General features: G+C 74.7%; 9 protein-coding genes. 6 read left to right on the top strand and 3 right to left on the bottom strand.

What is annotated here, in order from left to right; all coding sequences use genetic code 11:
- Positions 1–60 precede the first annotated feature (60 nt).
- Positions 61–3,162, top strand: a complete 3,102-nt coding sequence (locus tag ACXET9_RS09910) for a glycoside hydrolase family 2 TIM barrel-domain containing protein (RefSeq protein WP_457886420.1) — start codon at positions 61–63, stop codon at positions 3,160–3,162.
- Between the two features lie 141 nt (positions 3,163–3,303).
- Positions 3,304–3,873: a hypothetical protein gene (locus ACXET9_RS09905; RefSeq protein WP_457886419.1), complete on the top strand. Its 570-nt coding sequence runs from the start codon at positions 3,304–3,306 to the stop codon at positions 3,871–3,873.
- A 62-nt stretch (positions 3,874–3,935) separates the two neighbouring features.
- On the opposite strand, the gene ACXET9_RS09900 is transcribed toward ACXET9_RS09905, so the two are convergent.
- Together ACXET9_RS09900 and tgt are read right to left on the bottom strand one after the other, a co-directional pair.
- Entirely contained in the window at positions 3,936–5,894 is a 1,959-nt protein-coding gene (locus tag ACXET9_RS09900) for a PQQ-binding-like beta-propeller repeat protein (protein ID WP_457886418.1), read from the bottom strand.
- Entirely contained in the window at positions 5,891–7,162 is a 1,272-nt protein-coding gene (tgt, locus tag ACXET9_RS09895; protein ID WP_457886592.1) for a tRNA guanosine(34) transglycosylase Tgt, read from the bottom strand. Before tgt ends, ACXET9_RS09900 begins: the two co-directional genes overlap by 4 nt.
- A 294-nt stretch (positions 7,163–7,456) precedes the next feature.
- Here tgt and ACXET9_RS09890 point away from each other — a divergent pair, with 294 nt between their 5' ends.
- The 3 genes from ACXET9_RS09890 (at position 7,457) to ACXET9_RS09880 (ending at position 13,812) form a co-directional block, all read left to right on the top strand.
- Positions 7,457–10,117, top strand: a complete 2,661-nt coding sequence (locus ACXET9_RS09890) for an SGNH hydrolase domain-containing protein (protein ID WP_457886417.1) — start codon at positions 7,457–7,459, stop codon at positions 10,115–10,117.
- 180 nt (positions 10,118–10,297) lie between these two features.
- Entirely contained in the window at positions 10,298–12,445 is a 2,148-nt protein-coding gene (locus tag ACXET9_RS09885) for a DUF6541 family protein (protein ID WP_457886416.1), read from the top strand.
- Positions 12,442–13,812 carry a M18 family aminopeptidase gene (locus tag ACXET9_RS09880; protein WP_457886415.1) on the top strand — a complete coding sequence of 457 codons (1,371 nt, stop codon included), beginning with the start codon at positions 12,442–12,444 and terminating at the stop codon, positions 13,810–13,812. Before ACXET9_RS09885 ends, ACXET9_RS09880 begins: the two co-directional genes overlap by 4 nt.
- A gap of 72 nt (positions 13,813–13,884) precedes the next feature.
- On the opposite strand, the gene ACXET9_RS09875 is transcribed toward ACXET9_RS09880, so the two are convergent.
- Positions 13,885–15,492 carry an ABC-F family ATP-binding cassette domain-containing protein gene (locus ACXET9_RS09875; protein WP_457886414.1) on the bottom strand — a complete coding sequence of 536 codons (1,608 nt, stop codon included), beginning with the start codon at positions 15,490–15,492 and terminating at the stop codon, positions 13,885–13,887.
- Positions 15,493–16,152: 660 nt separating this feature from the next.
- Between ACXET9_RS09875 and ACXET9_RS09870 the strand changes: the two genes are divergently transcribed.
- Complete coding sequence (locus ACXET9_RS09870; RefSeq protein WP_457886413.1) at positions 16,153–18,252, top strand: acyltransferase family protein; 2,100 nt, start codon at positions 16,153–16,155, stop codon at positions 18,250–18,252.
- The last annotated feature ends 33 nt before the right edge of the window (positions 18,253–18,285 follow it).

Below are 18,285 nucleotides of genomic sequence, written 5' to 3'. Positions count from 1 at the left end.
GGGAACGTTCACGCAAGCATGCGCCGCACCAGGACGCCACTCAAGGAGGAGCCCCCCCCGATGACCATCCCCGCACCGTCCGACCCCGCCTCGTCGGCCTCGTCGGTCCCGCAGGCCGCCGAACCCGCCGCGCTCACCGCGCTCCCGATCGTCGAGGACCGTAATGACCGCTGGTGGGAGGAGCTCCCGGCCGGCCGCGGGCGCCTCCGCGGCCGCGCGCACCTGCACTCCGACGCCCCCGAGATCCGCCTCGACGGGACCTGGGACTTCCGCTTCGGCTCCCGCGCCGACGGCTCGGACCTCGCCGCGGCCGGCGAGATCGCGGTCCCCGGCCTGTGGCAGCTGCAGGGGCACGGCGCCCCGCAGTACACCAACATCGTCTACCCCATCCCGCGCGATGTGCCCCGCGTCCCTGACGAGAACCCCACCGGGCACTACTCCCGCTCGCTCGACGTGCCCGCCGACTGGGCCGCGCAGGTCGCCGACGGCGCGCGCGTGCTGCTGCGCTTCCAGGGCGTCGACTCCGCCGCGAAGGTCTGGATCGACGGCGCCGAGATCGGCGTGACCGCCGGCTCCCGCCTCACCCAGGAGTTCGACGTCACCGAGGCCCTCGCCGCCGCCGGGGAGCACCGGCTCGACGTGCGCGTCGTGCAGTGGTCCGTCAACACCTACGTCGAGGACCAGGACATGTGGTGGATGTCCGGGATCTTCCGCAGCGTGGACCTGCTGCTGCGTCCCGTCGGCGGCATCCACGACCTCGTGACCGTCGCCGACTTCGACCCCGCCACCGGCGAGGGCTTCCTCTCCGTCGACGCGCGGGACGCCGAGGGCGCCGAGGTCGAGGCCGTCGTCAGCGTCCCCGCGCTGGGCCTGCAGGACGTGCCCGTCGTCGCCGGGGAGGCGATCCCCGTCGGCACCGTGCGCCCCTGGTCCGCCGAGGACCCGTTCCTCCACGAGGCGAGCGTCAGCACCGGGACCGAGACCGTCGCCCTGAGGCTCGGCTTCCGCCGCATCGAGATCGACGGGGACATCTTCCGCGTCAACGGCGAGCGCGTCGTCTTCCGCGGCGTGAACCGCCACGAGGCGGACTCCGTCGTCGGCCGCACCCAGCATCCCGGCAACCAGGATCTCGACGCCGCCCTCATGAAGCGGCACAACCTCAACGCCGTGCGCACCTCCCACTATCCGCCGCACCAGCGCTTCCTCGAGGTCTGCGACCAGGTCGGCCTCTATGTCATCTGCGAGGGCGACTTCGAGGCCCACGGCTTCCACACCGACACCACCTGGGGCGAGGACCCCACCGGCGCCGCCGAGCGCCCCGCCGACGACGAGCGCTTCCGCGCCTCCCTCGTCGAGCGCAGCGACCGCTTCGTGCGCCGGGACCGCAACCACGCCTCGATCATCCTGTGGTCCATCGGCAACGAGGCCTCCACCGGTCGCGTCACCACGGCCATGATCGAGGCCGTCCGCGCCGCCGACCCGACCCGTCCGGTGATCTACGAGCAGGACTACCGCACCGACGACGTCGACGTCTTCTCCCTGATGTACCCGAGCGTCGACCAGACCGCGCAGATCGGCCGCAAGGAGCTCAGCCAGGAGTACCGCGACCAGCTGGTGGGCATGCTCCGCCATCTCGGCGTCGACGCGGCCGACGACGGCTTCGACGACGCCCCGGCGCTCACCAAGCCCTTCCTGTGGATCGAGTACGCCCACGCCATGGGCAACGGCGCCGGCTCGCTGAAGGAGTACATGGCCCTCACCGAGGAGCATCCCTCCCTCCACGGCGGCTTCATCTGGGAGTGGATCGACCACGGCCTCGTCACCACCGACGCCGAGGGCCACGAGATCTACGGCTACGGCGGCGACTTCGGCGAGCGCCTGCACGACTCGAACTTCGTCGCCGACGGCCTCGTGCTCCCCGACCGCACGCCCTCCCCGGCGCTGCTCGACGCCAAGCACCACTACTCGCCCGTCGGCCTCGAGGTGTCCCCCGGCTCCGTCCGCGTGCGCAACCGGTACTCCTTCCGCGACCTCTCCCACCTGCGCGCCGAGGTCTCCCGCGACGGGCGCCGCAGCTGGACCGAGGTCGCGCTCCCCCAGATCGCCCCCGGTCAGAGCGCCGAGGTCGCCCTGCCCGCCGATGGTCTCCCCGCCGATGGTCTCCCCGCCGGGGGTCTCCCCGCCGGGGGTCCCGCGACCGTCGTGCGCCTGGTGACCCGCGCGGCCGAGGGCCCCGTCCCCGCCGGCCACGAGATCGTCACCGCCGATCACGTCGACGCCGACGTCCTCGCCGCGGCCCTCCCCGTCCCCGGCCCCGCGGTCCCGCCGCTGCGGGCCGCCGACGGGACCTGGCAGCTGGGTCCCGCCCGGTTCGACGACCTCGGCCGGCTCGTCGGCCTCGGCGACCTCGACGTCGCCGACTCCTACGTCGACCTCTACCGCGCCCCCGTCGACAACGAGCGGGCCCGCACCCGCTACCCGCTCGAGGCCCGCTGGAAGCGCATCGGCCTGGACGTCGCCCGCCGCCGGCTCGTCGCGATCGAGGCCGACGGCGACGCGCTCGTCGTGCGCAGCCGCCTGGGCCTGGACGGATCGGCCCTCGGCGCCGACGTGCTCGAGCGCTGGACCGCCGACGACGCCTCCGCGGGCGTGACCGTCACGGTGACGCCGTCGGCCTTCTGGCCCGCCGACCTGCCGCTGCCGCGGATCGGCTGGACGCTGTCCCTGCCGGGCGGCCTCGACCGGGTCGACTACGAGGGCCAGGGCCCGCACGAGTCCTATCCCGACACCGGCGGCGGCACCACCTTCGGCGCCTGGTCCTCGAGCGTCGCCGACCTGCAGGTCCCCTACGTGTTCCCGCAGGAGAATGGGAACCGCGCCGGCGTCGTCCGCGCCGCGCTGAGCGCCTCCGCCGGCGGTCCCGGCCTCGAGCTGCGGGCCCCCGAGGGCCTCGGGCTCGCGGTGCGCCCCTGGTCGACCGCCGAGCTCGACCGGCGCGCCCACGACGGGGCCCTGCGCCCCGACGGCCGCACCTGGGTGACGCTCTCCTCCTCGCTCCAGGGCGTCGGATCGGCCGCCTGCGGACCGATCCCGCTGGACCAATACGTCCTGCCGGCGCGCGAGGAGACCTTCTCCTTCCGCCTCGCCGCGGCGCAGGACTGACGGGGGCCGGCAGGGGCGGGCAGGGGCTGAAGACCGACGGGGACGGTCGTCGGCCGACAGCGCTCGGCCGACGACCGCCCGGCGGCAGTCGATACCCTGTGGCGGGCGCGAGCGCGCCGCAGGACCTGACCGAGGAGAGACATGACGCAGTGGCATCCCGCCGAACCCGCCTCCGGAGCATGGGGCGGAGCGGTCCCGCCGAACGGATCGGTCCCGCCCGGCGGCGCCGCGCAGCCCGCCGACGGGACCGTCGCGAAGCTCGCGAAGTGGATGCTCATCGGCGCGATCGTCGTGGTCGTGCTGCGGACCCTGATGGGCCTCGGCCAGGTCGTGAGCGGCTTCGCCATCGGTGTCGCCGGCGGTGCCGGGAGCATCGACGGCGCGACCGCGACGGCCGCGATCAGCATGCTCCTGCTGCTCGCCCTGATGGGCCTGATCGCCCTGGTGTCGACCGCGGTGCTGGTCGTCGCGATCGTCCTCGCGGTGAAGTCCGCGGGGCGGCGCCGCACCGGCGCCGTGATCGTCGCCGCGACGATCCTGCTCTCCTTCGTCGTCTACTGGATCCTGCGGATCATCTCGGCCGTCGCCCTGGGCGGCGATATGACGTCGGCGACCGGCGCGGCGAGCATCATCCTGCTGGTCGTCGAGATCCTGCACTGGGCGCTCGCGACCGCCGGCCTGCTCGTCGGCGCCTTCCTCGCGCGCCGCTGAGCGGGCGGGCGGGCGCGCGGCTGCGCGGGCGCGCGGCTGCGCGGCTTAGCCGTGCGGAGCGCTCAGGCGCTCGGGGCGCCCACCAGCAGCGTCTCGTCGCCGACGGTGACGAGCGCCCTCCCGCCGCCGACGGGCACGAGGCCGTCGACCTCCCCGGTGACGCCGACGGCGAGCGCGACCTCGCCGGAGCGGACGTCGATCAGGCGCAGCACCCGCACGGATCGTCCGTCCAGCGGCTCGGTCCGCACCTGCGCGGTGATCACCGCGGCCGTGCCGTCCCCGACGGCGCCGATCAGGCTCGTCCCCGCGACGTCGTCGGGCACGGCCCCGGCGCCGTCGGCGTCGAGCACCAGCGGCAGGGTCCACAGGTTCTCCCCGGTCGCCGCGTCATAGGCCAGGAGCTGCCCGGAGGCGTTGGCGACGACCATCGCCTCGCCGTCGATGCCCGCGCGCGCGGTCAGCTCCGTCGCCTGCTCGAGCGCCCCGCCTCCGGGCGCCGTCCAGGCCGCCGTGCTCTCCGCGGCGATGATCTCGCCGCTCGCCTGCGCGCCCTCCTCGAACCCGGAGGCGAGCACGCGGCCCGCGTCCAGGCGCACGCTCCACTCCCCCGCCGGCGACGGTTCCGAGGCCCAGATCGGGAGGCCGTCCCGGAAGGCTGTCGCCGTGAGCGCGCCCTCGGCGTCGGCGCAGACGGTCAGCACGACCTCCACGGCGCCCGCATCGGCGAGCGCGCCCGACGTGCCGGATGCCGCGGCGGATGCCGTGCCGGTCGCCGCGGCGAGCGTCCGCCCGGCGACCGTGTCGGGGTCGACCGTGGTCGCAGCGATCCGGCAGGCGTCCTCCGGGCCCGCGAGCACGCGACCGACGGAGAACCCGGTCGCCGGATCGAGCTGGACCCAGCCCTGGACGGGGTCGTTCCGCAGCGGCGTCGACGGGAGGATCCCCGAGGCGTCGACGCCGTCGAGGAGGCCCTGCGCGCTGACGAAGTCCCCGCTGGCGGCCGCCGCATCGTCGGCCGCCGCGTCGTCGGACGACGGGAGGAGCGCGGGGACCTCGACGCCCGCAGCGTCGGCCCCGCGGACACCCGCGAGCGGATCCGTCCCCTCCCCGTCGTACAGGGTCCATGCCGCGGAGCCGGCGGCCTCGTCGGAGCCGGTACCGGAGCCGGCGGCGGCGAGGTCGATCCCGCTGATGCGGCAGCTCCCGTCGGCGCAGGAGCGCAGGACCAGCCGGTCGCCCGCGAGCGCGAGCGGGGCGCCGTCGAGGACGGCCTCCTCGGCCGGCGCCGCATCGGACGGCAGCGCGAGCACCGTCGTGGTCGTCGGGCCGTCGCCGCCGCCGACGACCACGTGCACGAGACGCGTGCCGTCGGCGGACAGGGCGAGGACGTCCCCGGTCTCGGCGGCGATCTCGTCGACCCGGCCGCCGCGGAGGAGCTGGGCGCTCCCGTCGGCCCGCCTCACCAGCACCGGTGAGGCGGGGTCCGCAGCGTCGTCGGCGCCCGCGGGGAGATCGGCACCCGCGGGGAGGGAGCTCACCCGGTCGCCGTCCTCGAGGGCGGCGATGCGGGTCAGGGCGTACTCGTCGAGGCCGGGGGTGCGATGGGTCCACAGCGCGGGGACGGTCAGCGCGAGCGAGGCCGCGAGCGCGATGCCGACCGCGATCGGCCGACGGGCCCGCACCGCCCGTCGCGGCCGACGCAGCGCGGTCATCGCCAGGAGCGCGGCGGCACCGGCGCCGAGGCCGGCGAGGACCCCCGCCGACAGCCGCAGCGCCCCCAGCAGGACGGCGTCCGCGACCAGCGCGAGCAGCCCCGCCCCGGCGAGGAGCACGACGGTCATCCCCATCAGCGTGGTCGGATCGTCCTCGGGGCGGTCGACCGCGGGCTGCGGCGCATCCGGGCCGTCCCCGTCGTGCGGCGCCCCCGCGCCCGTCCCCCAGCTCTCCGGGGCGCGGAAGGACGGGACCTCGACGAAGCCGTCGAGGGGGTCCGACGGCGGGATGTCCGCCGGGCCTGTCACCGCGGCGATCCGTAGTAGGCGCCGGTGGTCTCCTCCCGCAGGGCGTCGAAGGAGCCGTCCAGCAGGGAGGCGCGGATGCGGTCCACCAGGCGCACCACGAAGCGCTCGTTGTGGATCGTGCAGAGCGTCGAGGAGAGCATCTCCTTGGCGCGGAACAGGTGGTGCACGTAGGCGGCCGTGTAATGGGTGCAGGTGTAGCAGTCGCAGGTCTCGTCGATCGGCGCGAACTGCCGACGGTAGCGGGCGCCGGTGAGGTTGACGCGGCCGGTGCGCGTGTAGACGGCGCTGTTGCGGGCCACGCGGGACGGCGAGACGCAGTCGAAGGTGTCGGCCCCGGCGGCGATCGCCGTGAACAGGTCGTCGACCTCGCTGATGCCGAGCAGGTGACGGGGCTTCTCATCGGGCAGCTCGTCGGTCACCCAGCCCACGATCGTGCCGAGGTTCTCCTTCTCCAGCGCACCGCCGATGCCGAAGCCGTCGAAGGACCAGCCCTCGACGTCCATCGCACCCAGGTCGCGGGACGCCTGCCGCCGCAGGTCCTCGTACTGCGCGCCCTGGATGACGCCCCACAGCTGCTGGTACGGGCGGTGGGTGCGGTCCGCGCTGAGGCGCGCGTGCTCGGCCAGGCAGCGGATCGCCCAGAGGCGGGTGCGCTCGAGCGCCTTCTCCTGGTATCCGCGGGAGTTCATCAGCGTGGTCAGCTCGTCGAAGGCGAACATGACGTCCGCTCCCAGCCCGTGCTGGATCTGCATCGAGATCTCCGGGGTGAAGCGATGCTCGTCGCCGTTGATGAAGGAGCGGAAGGTGACGCCGTCGTCGTCGACGTGCGCGAGGCGCTCCTTGCCCTCGGCGACCGCGTCGTCCTCGCCGGAGGCGGTGCGGGCCTTCTCCCCGCCGGAGAACTCGGAGGAGAGGACCTTCTTGAAGCCGGCGCCGAGGCTCATCACCTGGAAGCCGCCGGAGTCGGTGTAGGTGGGCCCCTGCCAGTTCATGAAGGCGCCCAGACCGCCCGCCTCGTCGACCAGGTCATGGCCCGGCTGGAGGTACAGGTGGTAGGCGTTCGCCAGCAGCGCCTGCGCCCCGAGCTCGCCCATGGACTCCGGGAGCACGGCCTTGACCGTGGCCTTCGTGCCCACGGGGATGAACGCCGGCGTCGCGATCTCGCCGTGCGGGGTGGTGATCACGCCCGCGCGCGCCTTCTCGCCGTGCCGGGCGAGGACCTCGAAGCCGGTGCCGGTCCGGCCCGGGTGCACGTCCGGCGCGGGCACGTCCGGCCGCCGGGCCGACGACGGGGCCTGAACGGCCGACGAGGACGGGGCCGACTGGGCCGACGGGGCCGTCGACGGGGAGGCGGAGGCGAGCGGATCTGCGGGGCGAGAGGCGTGGGCGGTCACCGCCCCATGGTCCCACGCGGGCGCCTCCCGACCGCAGGCCCGGCGGACCGGGGCGGGGCCGACGTGCGCGCGCTCACCCCGGCCGCGGCCCGTGTGCACGCGGAGCTCCCGGGACGGCATACCATTCCAGGGACCGGAGACCCGCCCGGAATGAGGATCCCCCCTGCCATGAGCTCGCCTTCCGACCCGTCGACCCCGCCCAGCGGAGACCGGCGGCGGCGCCGCATGACGCCCGCGGAGCAGGAGCGTCGTCGTCGGCTCGAGCTGGTCCGCCAGGAGTCCGAGGCGCGGCGCGAGGAGCGGCGTCGGGAGCTCGAGCGCCGCGAGGAGCAGCGCCGCGAGCGCGAGCGGCAGCGGCTCGCCGAGGACCGGGCGCGCCGCGAGGCCGAGCAGGCCCGGCGCGAGAAGGAGCGTGCCCGCCGCGCCGAGCTCGCCGCCGACTGGCTCCAGGCCTCCGCCCCCGAGCCCGCGGCCCACGACGAGCTCGGCGACTGGACGCAGGAGCCCGCATCGACGCTCAGGATCTCCACGCCGTCGGTCGCCCCCGTCGCCGCCTCCGCCCTCGAGGACTGGCTGCAGGGACCGATCGAGAAGCGCGTCGAGCTCAACGCCGAGGACGCCTGGTCGACGGCCGACTCCGTCACCTCGCGGCGTCGGCGGCGCGCCGACGACGCGTCCGGCGACTCCTCCGGCGGCTCCGGGACCACCGCCGAGCAGCGCTCCCGCCCGGTGTTCCGCACCGAGCTGCACGGCCTGCGGGCCGTCGCCCTGGGCCTCGTCGCGGTCTACCACATCTGGCTCGGCCGGGTCTCCGGCGGCGTCGACGTCTTCCTGTTCCTCTCGGCGTTCTTCCTCACCGGCACCTTCGTGCGCCGCCTCGAGAGCGGCCGTGCCCTGCAGATCCCCCGCTACTGGCTCCACGTCTTCAAGCGCCTGCTGCCGCCCGCCGCGGTCACGATCCTGCTGACGCTCCTGGCGACCGGGCTGCTGCTGCCGTCCTCGCTGTGGCCGGCGATCATGCAGCAGGCCGTCGCCTCCGCCATGTACCTGCAGAACGCGCTGCTCGTGCTGCTGCAGGTCGACTACCAGGCCCGCGACTCCGCGACCCTCTCCCCGCTGCAGCACTTCTGGTCGCTCAGCGTGCAGGGCCAGGCCTTCGTCGTCTGGCCGCTGCTGTTCGCGCTCATGATCGGCCGCGCCCGCCGGGGCCGGGGCGTGCGCGCACCGCTGTTCGCGCTCATGTCCGTCATCGCCGCGGCCTCCCTCGCCTGGTCGATCCACTCCACGATCACCCAGCAGCAGATCGCCTACTTCGACACCGCCGCCCGCCTCTGGGAGTTCGCCGCCGGGTCCCTGCTGGCGCTCGCGCTGCCCGCGATCGACCGCATCACCCGCGCCCGCCGCCCCGAGGACGACGAGTCGCCGAGCCTGCGCGTGCCCCGCGCCCTCCTCGGCTGGGCCGGCATCGCCGCGCTCCTCGCCTGCGGCATCGTCCTGGACGTGTCCGGGGAGTTCCCCGGCTGGATCGCCATCTGGCCGCTCACCGCCGCCGGCGCGATCGTCGTCGCCGGCCATTCGGGCACCGCCTGGGGCGTGGACCGGCTGCTGTCGACGCGCCCCGCCGCATTCGTCGGCGACATCTCCTACGCCCTCTACCTCGTGCACTGGCCGATCCTCGCGATGTGGCTGCACGTGAGCGAGCAGTCGCGGGCGGGCATCCTCGACGGGCTCGTCGTGCTCAGCGGCTCCGTGCTGCTGGCCTGGCTCGTCACCCGCCTGGTCGATGCCCCCGTGCGCCGCTCGGCCTGGCTCGAGGCCCGCCCCTGGCGCTCCCTCACCGCGATCGCCGCGAGCTTCGCGCTGGTCGCCGCCGCCGCCGGCGGCTGGTGGACCGTCCTGCAGCGCACCGCCGACGACGGCTCCGGCACCGCCGTCGCGGCGGAGATCCCCACCGACGAGGTCGCCACCGAGGCGCCCGCCGTGATCCTCCCCTACGGCTGGCAGCTCGGCGACCAGTGGCCCGACCTGCCCGAGCGCTGCGCCGGCCCCTGGGCCCCCAGCACGACCTTCCCCCACGTCACCTGCCAGCAGCTGCTCGAGGAGGACGCCGAGGCCACCGGCGTGGTGGTCGTCGTCGGCAGCTCGCATGCCCGCCAGTACATCCCCGCGATCACCCCCTGGGCCGAGGCCCGCGGCCTCCAGATCGTCAACCTCTCCATGGACGGCTGCGACTTCCTGCCCGGGACCGACCGCGACGCCTACTGCAACGGCTACGACGAGTACGTCCTCGCCCAGCTCGACGTGATCCAGCCCGACTACGTACTGACCACCGTCACCTCGACGACGGCCACCGCCGCCGGCGAGTCCGGGGACTCCGGTGACTCCGATGGCTCCGGGGATTCCGGGGACTCCGCTGGCGAGGTCACCCGGGAGGGCTCCGTCCAGGCCGTCGAGGAGCTCGTCTCCCGCGGGATCGGCGTGATCGCCGCCCGCGACACCCCGCGCTGGGAGGAGGACATGTACCAGTGCCCCGAGGCCGTCATCGCCGGCGGCGGCACCCCGCTCGATGCCGACGCCGCCTGCGGCGCCGACGCCTCCGACAAGCTCGCCGCCGACAGCCCGGCCGCCGACCTCGTCGACCTCGCGACCGACGAGGCCCCCGTCATGCTCCTGGACCTCTCCGAGCAGATCTGCCCCGACGGCCGCTGCTCCCCGATCCTCGGCGACACCTACGTCTACCTCGACGCGAACCACCTCACCCGCCGCTTCGTCGAGCAGACCCTGGCCCCCGCGGCCACGCCGCTGCTCGAGGAGGCGTTCCCGGGCTGAGGGCCGCCGGTGGCCGCCGCCACCCTCCCGGCGAACGGGGCACGACGCACTGATGAACGACTGGTGTGGCCGATCGCGCAGTATCGCGCGACGGCGAGGCGACGGTCCGGATCGCGCGGGAGCACTGGCTAGGATGTGCCCGATCCGAGACATGTCCGACCCCGGGAGCAGGTGCCATAGGTGGAGCCGTGGAGCTGGAGCGCGGCGGGGTCCGTCGCGCTCGCCGTCGTCGCCGCCCTCGCGGTCCTCGGACTGCCGGGACTCCCCGCCGTCCTCGCGCTGAGGCTGAGGCCCCTGACGGCCTGCGCCGTCATCGCCCCGATCTCGCTGGCGATGATCGCGATCTCCGCCGAGCTCGGTCGTGCCCTCTCGATCCCCTGGAGCATCCTCCTCGCCCTCGTCCTGGGCCTAGCCCTGGGCGCCGTCGTCCTGCTGGTGCGGCTCTCGGCGCGCGGCCTGTCCCGCCGGCGGAGCCCCGCGGCGAGGGCCACGACGACCGCATCGCCGCACGCGCCGACGGAGGACGAGCGCTCGTCGGACGAGCGTTCGTCGGACGAGCGTTCGTCGGAGCCGCCGTCGGCGGATGATGCCGACTCGCGCGGACGCACGCGCCTCGCCGTGATCGCCGGGCTCGTCCTCGGAGGCATCACGATCCTCGTGCGGCAGCTGCTGATCATGGGCTCGGTCGACGCGGTCTCGCAGACCTACGACAACGTGTGGCACCTCAGCGCCATCCGCCGGATCCTGAACTTCGAGGACGGCTCGGCGTGGCTCGTCGGCGGGATGACCTCCCTGCCAGGAAACGAGAGCTACTACCCGGCGCTCTGGCACCAGGCGGGGAGCCTGGTCGTGCAGCTGTCCGGGCAGGAGATCGTGCTCTCCTCGAACGTGCTGATGCTGGTCGTCGGCGCGGTGCTGTGGCCGGTGGGCCTGGTCGCGCTCGTGCGCAGCTGCACCTCGGCGGGACCGCTCGGCCTGTTCCTCGCCGGCGCCCTCTCCGGCATCAGCGCCGCCTTCCCCCTGGGCCTCATGTCCTGGGGGATCGTGCTGCCGTACTTCCTGTCGATGGCGATGATGCCGGTGCTGCTGCTGTGCCTCGCGCAGCTGCTGCGCCTGACGCCGGCCGGACGCGAACGGCTGCACCCCGGGCAGCTCGCCCTGCTGATCCCCGTGCTCTGCCTCGCGATCGTCGCCGCGCACTCGTCGGCCGTGTTCGTCGCCCTCGTGCTCGCGCTGCCGGTCCTGGTCTGGGCCGTGCTGATCCGCATCCGCACCCTGCTGGACGTCGACCCGGTCGCGCGCCCCGCCGCCCTGGGGGCGCTCGGGGCGACCGTCCTGCTCGTCCTCGGAGCCGGGGTCGTCACCACGCTGACGTGGACGCGGTTCAGTCCCCCGCAGACCTCCGCCGTGTGGGAGCCGAACGCCTCCCTGAAGGAGGCTGTCGGCCAGGTCGCCTCCCTCGCGGGGAACGGCGCCCCGACCTGGGTGCCGCTCGGCCTCGTGATGGGGGTCGCGGTCGCGGCCGCCCTGCTGTGGAGCCGGGAGCGCTGGCTCGTCGCCGCCTGGGCCGGCGGGGCCGCCATCTCCGTCGCCGCCCGCTGCCTCCCCGTCGGAGACCTGCGCTACCTCATCACCGGCAACTGGTACAGCGACACCTGGCGGCTGGTGGCGATCCCCATGGTCGCCGCCGTCCCGGTGCTCGCCGTGGGGATCGACGCGCTCGTCGGCCGCATCCTGCACGGACGGGCCGCCGCAGCGAGCGGGCGCCGCCGCGCGCACGTCGGCCGACGACGCACCGGGACCTGGGCGCTGGTGCTCTCCCCGGTCCTGGCGGCCGTGCTCATCGCCGTCTCGCTGGTCGGGCCCAGCGCCCGCGCCTCCACCGCGCTCGCCCTCGAGGGCTGGGCGTACCCGTACCTGCTCAGCGACGACGAGCGCGCCCTGCTCGAGCAGCTGCCCGAGGTCGTCCCCGAGGACGCCGTGATCGCCACCAACGCCTGGAACGGCAGCTCCCTCGCCTACGCGATCTCCGACCGGCAGGTGCTGAACATCTACATGGGCTTCGCGGCGGAACCGCCCGTGCACCTGCTCAACGCGAAGCTCGACGACGCGAACACCGATCCCGAGGTGTGCGACGCGATGGTCGACCTCCACGTCGACTACGCCCTCGACTTCGGCCCCGACGAGCTGTTCGGCCGCCAGGCGACCTACACCGGCCTCAACGAGATCTCCGAGACCGGAGCCGCCGAGGAGGTGCTGCGGGTCGGCGACGCCTCCCTGTGGCGCATGCTCCCGTGCCGCGGCACCGATGGTTCAATGAAGGAATGACCTCGCCGAGCCTGCCCGCCCGATCCACCTCCACCGCACCCGGCGCCGACGACCGTCCCTCGGCCGAGGCCCGGGACGCCGCCCTCGACCTGGGCGCCTTCGTCGCCGCCTCCCCCTCGAGCTACCACGCCGCGGCCGAGGCCGCCCGCCGCCTGAGCGAGGCCGGCTTCCGCGAGCTCGCCGAGGCCGAGGACTGGAGCGAGCAGGACGTCCGCGGGGACCGCTACACGATCCGCGACGGCTCGATCATCGCCTGGTCGACGCCCGCCGGTGCGAGCGCGGCGACGCCGTGGCGGATCGTCGGCTCCCACACCGACTCCCCCGGTCTGAAGCTCAAGCCGAACCCGCAGCTCGGCGCCGAGGGCTTCGCCCAGGCCGGCGTCGAGATCTACGGCGGACCGCTGCTGAACTCCTGGCTGGATCGCGAGCTCCGCCTCGCCGGACGCCTCGCCCTCGCCGACGGACGCGTCGTGCTCGTCGCGACCGGCCCGCTGCTGCGGGTCCCGCAGCTCGCCGTGCACCTCGACCGCGGCGTCACCAAGGACGGGCTCGTGCTCGACCCGCAGCGGCACATGCAGCCGATCCTCGGCCTCGGATCCGTCGACGTCCTCGCCGCCCTCGCCTCCGCCGCCGGCGTGGAGCGCGACGAGGTCGTCGGATTCGACGTCATCACCGTCGATGCGCAGCCGCCCGCCCTGTTCGGCGCCCGCGAGGAGTTCCTCGCCTCGGCCCGCCTGGACAACCTCACCTCCGTGCACGCCGAGGTCCAGGCCCTGATCGACGTCGCCCGCGGCGACGCGTCGGACGCCATCGGTTCGGCGGCCCGCGCGGCGGACGCCCCGATCGCGCTGATGGTCGCCAACGACCACGAGGAGGTCGGCTCCGCGACCCGCTCGGGCGCCGCCGGCCCGTTCCTCGAGGACGTGCTCGTGCGCATGCACGCCGCCCTCGGCGGGGACGACGCCACCCGGCGCCGCGCCTTCGCCTCCTCGACCGTGGTCTCGGCCGACGCCGGCCACGCCGTCCACCCCAACTACCCCGAGCGCCACGACCCCGTCACGCGCCCCCGCCTCGGCGACGGTCCGATGCTGAAGATCAACGCGCAGCAGCGCTACGCGACCGACGCCGTCGGCATCGCCGCCTTCGTCGCCGCCTGCGAGGCCGCCGAGGTCCCCCACCAGCACTTCGTCTCCCACAACGCCATGCCCTGCGGCTCCACCATCGGCCCCATCACGGCGACCCGCCTCGGGATGACGACCGTCGACGTCGGCATCACCCTGCTGTCGATGCACTCCGCCCGCGAGATGTGCGCGACCGAGGACCCGCTGCTGCTGCGGCGCGCCTGCGCGGCGTTCCTCCGCGGCTGATCCGGCCCGCGCCCCGGCCGCCGCCGAGGCGCGGGCGCGTTCCCGCGGCCGGGCGCGAGCCCGTCCCCGCGGCTAGGCGCCGAGCTCGCGGCGCCGGTGCATGCGGCCGTCGCGATCGAGCTCGAGGATCGTGTCGATCCCGATCCGCTCGAGGAACGCCGCGTCATGGCTGACGATCAGGAGCGCCCCTCGGTAGGCGTCCAGCGCCTCCGCGAGCTGCTCGACGCTCGCGATGTCGAGGTTGTTCGTCGGCTCGTCGAGCACCAGCAGCTGGGCCGGCGGCTCGGCCAGGAGCAGCCGCGCGAGCGAGACCCGGAACCGCTCGCCGCCGGAGAGGGTCCGCACGGGCCGGTCTGCGCTCGCCCCGCGCGGCAGCAGCCGGGCGAGCTGGTTCCGGATCGTCCCGGCAGGCGTCTCCAGCGCCACGGCCTGCACGTTCTCGATCGCGCTCGCGTCCTCGTCGAGGCCGTCGAGCCGCTGCGGGAGGAACCCGACCCGCTGCGTGATCAGCTGGCCGGCGGGCCGCCCGGGGACGGGATCGCTCCCCCGGACCAGCTGGTGGAGCAGCGTCGACTTCCCCGTCCCGTTCGCGCCGACGAGCGCGACCCGCTCGGGCCCCTGGATCACGACCGTCCGGTCCCCGTCCTGCAGCTCGGCCAGGCGCCGGCCGCGCGGGACGTCGGGATCGGGCAGGACCAGGTGGATGTGCTCCTCGTCGCGGACCCGGGCATCGGCCGCGTCGACCGCGGCCTGCGCCGCCTCGACCTTGGCGTCGAGGGTCGTGCGCATCGATCCGGCCGAGGCCTGCGCCCTGCTGGCCCGGTTCCCCGCGAGGATCTTCGGGATCCCGCCGTCCTTCTGCGTCCGCTTCCCGGTGCGCTCGCGACGGGCGAGCTTCGTCTCCGCCTCGACGCGCTGGCGCTTCTCGACCTTCAGCGCCTGCTGCGCGGTGCGCGCGGTCTGGACCGCGGCGGCCTGAGCCTGCTCCTGGTGCTCCTTCCACGCGCTGTAGGGGCCGCCGAAGGAGGTGAGGGTCCCGGCGTGCAGCTCGGCGGTGACGTCCATGCGCTCGAGCAGCTCGAGGTCGTGGCTGACGACGACGAGCGTCCCGGGCCACTGGTCCACGAGCTGCGCGAGCCGGGCGCGCGTGGGCCGGTCGAGGTTGTTGGTGGGCTCGTCGAGCAGGGTGATCGCGGTGCGGCGGATCCGCAGGCCGGTGATCGCGATGAGCATGGCCTCGCCGCCGGAGACCTCGGCGACGCGGCGGTCGAGGTCGGCCGCGGAGAAGCCGATCCGGGTGAGGGCCTCGTCGGCGCGGGACTCGATGTCCCAGTCCTCGCCGATCGCGTCGAAGTGGTGCTGGTCGACGGCGCCGGCCTCGATCGCGGCCATGGCGTCGAGGATCGGCCGGATGCCGAGCAGCTCCGCGATCGTCGTGTCGTGGCGCAGGGTGAGGGTCTGCGGCAGATAGCCGACGTCGCCGCCGGTGTCGATGCGCCCGGAGGTCGGGCTCAGCTCGCCCGCGATGAGGCGCAGCAGGGTGGACTTGCCGGCGCCGTTGCGGCCGACGAGCCCGGTGCGACCGGCACCGAAGGTGCCGTCGAGATGCTCGAGCGCGACGGTGCCGTCCGGCCAGACGAGGCCGAGGTCGCGCAGGGTGATGGCGGCGGTGATGGACATGGAGGACTCTCTTCTGCCCGGCCTTCCGCCGAAGGGTGGGGCGGGGCGGGGCGTCGCTGCGGGTGAGGGAGGCGCGGACCGACCACGGGTCCTCGGCGGAGCATGCGCGGGACCGCGCCGGGAATCCGCAGGGGGCCTCGCAACCGGCGTCGGAGGACGGGGGGCGGGACCGGCGGACCGGGACGGCATCGGCAGGCGCGCGGGACCGGGATCGGTGCGCGGCGGACGGGCCGGGGCGAGGTGAGCCGCATCGAGGCGCGAGGGCATCGACATCCCTGGTGGAGGGACGGATGCGGGGCGCGTCGAGATGCGGTCAGCCGCCGGTGCGGGGCATGCCGCACGGGCGGGGGCCACCGGTCATCCGGTGGCTAGACGCCGTCCACCTCGATCATCTCCATGCGGCGGACCCTACCAGCTGGTGCGGGCTGCACCCGTCGCAGCGAGCCGCGCATCACGCCGGCACCCGCACGCTGCGACCGTAGGATGTGCGGGATCGCGCGCCCGCCGTCGTCCCGCTGCCCCTCTGCCCCTCTGCCCCTCTGCCCCTCTGCCCCTCTGCCCCTCTGCCCCTCTGCCCCTCTGCCCCTCTGCCCCTCTGCCCCTCTGCTGAGAGCGTCCGAGTCCTCCTCCATGCATCCCTCTCCCGCCTCCCCGACCGCCATGAGGTCCTCGGCCGCCGGCCGCTACCGCCCCGAGCTGCACGGGCTGCGTGGCCTGGCGATCGGCCTCGTCGTCATCTACCACGTCTGGGTGGGCCGGGTCTCCGGCGGCGTCGACGTCTTCCTGTTCATCTCCGCGTTCCTGCTGACGGGAACCTTCTGGCGGCGGATGGACCGCGCCGAGCCCACCCGGCCGATCGCCTACTGGGCGCGCACGTTCAAGCGCCTGCTGCCGCCCACCGCCGTCGTCGTGCTCGCGACCCTCGCCGGGGTCCGGCTGCTGCTGCCCGCCGAGCGCTGGATGGACGCGCTGACCGACGCGATCGGATCGATGCTGCAGGTCGAGAACTGGGTCCTGGCGCTGCGCGGCGTCGACTACTACGCGCAGGACGACGCCGGGGCGAGCCCCTTCCAGCACTTCTGGTCGCTGTCGATCCAGGGGCAGGTCTTCCTGCTGTGGCCGCTGCTGATGGCGCTCGGCGGCCTCATCGCCCGCCGCACCGGCCGGTCGCCGCGCGGCATCCTCGCGATCCTCTTCGCGCTCGTCGCGATCCCCTCGTTCCTCTGGTCCGTGCACCTGACCGCCGTGCAGCAGGAGGTCGCCTACTTCGACACCCGCACCCGGCTGTGGGAGTTCGCCGCCGGCAGCCTGCTCGCGCTCGCCCTGCCCTCCCTCGAGCGACGGCGCGAGTCCCCGGTCGGCGCGCACCGCGCCGGCGGCGCCCGGATCCGTCGGCCCCTGCTCCGCGTCCTCGCCGGATGGATCGGCATCGCCGGACTCGTCTCCTGCGGCCTCGTGCTCGACGTCCAGGGCGCCTTCCCGGGCTGGATCGCGCTGTGGCCGCTGGCCGCGGCGGCGCTCGTGCTCGCCGCCGGCACCACCGGCCACCGGCTCGGAGTCGACCGGATCCTCGCGAGCGGACCCGCGGGCCTCCTCGGCGACATCTCCTACTCGCTCTACCTCGTGCACTGGCCGCTGCTGGTGCTCTTCCTCGCCCACCGCGGCGAGGAGCGCGCGAGCATCCTCGAGGGCGCGGTGCTGGTCGCCGCGTCCCTGCTGCTGGCCTGGCTGCTGACGCGCCTGCTGGACGCGCCGATCCGCCGCTGGCGGTGGGCCTCCGAGCAGGCCTGGCGGGCCGGTGCCGTCGCCGTGGTCGCCCTCGCGGTGGGTCTCGCCCCCGCCGTCGTCGCCCGCCAGGCGCTCATCGCCCAGGAGGAGGCCGCGGCGCTCCGCGCCGTCTCCGACAACCCGGGAGCCCGCGTCCTGGACCCCGACTTCACGCCCTCCCCCGACGCCGACGCCGACGCCGAGGTGCTGCCGACCGCCGCGCTCGTCGGCCGCGACTGGATCGCCGGCGACAGCCGCTGCACCGGAGAGCTCGCGCCCCGCGGCGCTGAGGAGTCCCTCGCGGCCAGCTGCCGCCTCGTCGGCGGCGACCCCGACGCCCCGGTCCTCGTCAGCGTGGGCAACTCGCGCATGGAGCAGTTCTCCGGCGCCCTCATCCCGCTCGCCGAGAAGCACGGCTGGACCTTCGTCGCGCTCTGGGCGGGCGGCTGCGTCTACGCGCCCGACGGCGACCAGACCGGAGACTGCCTCGCATACTCCCAGGCCGTGGACGCCTACCTCGAGCGCGTCGCCCCCGACGCCGTCGCCCTGGAGACCACCTTCCTCGACCACGACGGCTCGGAGACGACGATCGCCGGCATGGAGGCGACCCTGCCGCGCCTGCTCGGCGCCGGATCCGACGTCATCGCCCTGCGGGACCTCCCGCGCCTCGCGGTCGAGCCCGGCTCCTGCCTCGAGGAGCACGGCGCCGACGACCCGGCCTGCGCCCCCGCAATCCCCGCGGCGCTCGCGCAGGAGCGGCCCGACCGCGGCCTCCTGGACTCCCTCGGCGACGACGCGGGAGCGGGCGGCGATGGGGGCGGTCTGCTGGTGCCGATCGAGGTCAACGACCTCATCTGCCCCGACGGGATCTGCACCCCGATCATCGGGACGGTGCGCGTCTCCATCGACCGCGACCACATCACCGGCACCTACGCCGCCTCGATGCAGGACGCGGTCGGGACCCGCCTCGAGGAGGCCGGATTCGCCTGGTGATCCGAGGCCGCCGCGGCTGAGCGGCGCCGACCG

The organism is Brachybacterium netajii (SeqCode) (genome assembly GCF_054114245.1).
Note: the sequence above shows the minus strand (reverse complement) of the source record. Positions and strands in the feature narration are given on the sequence as shown.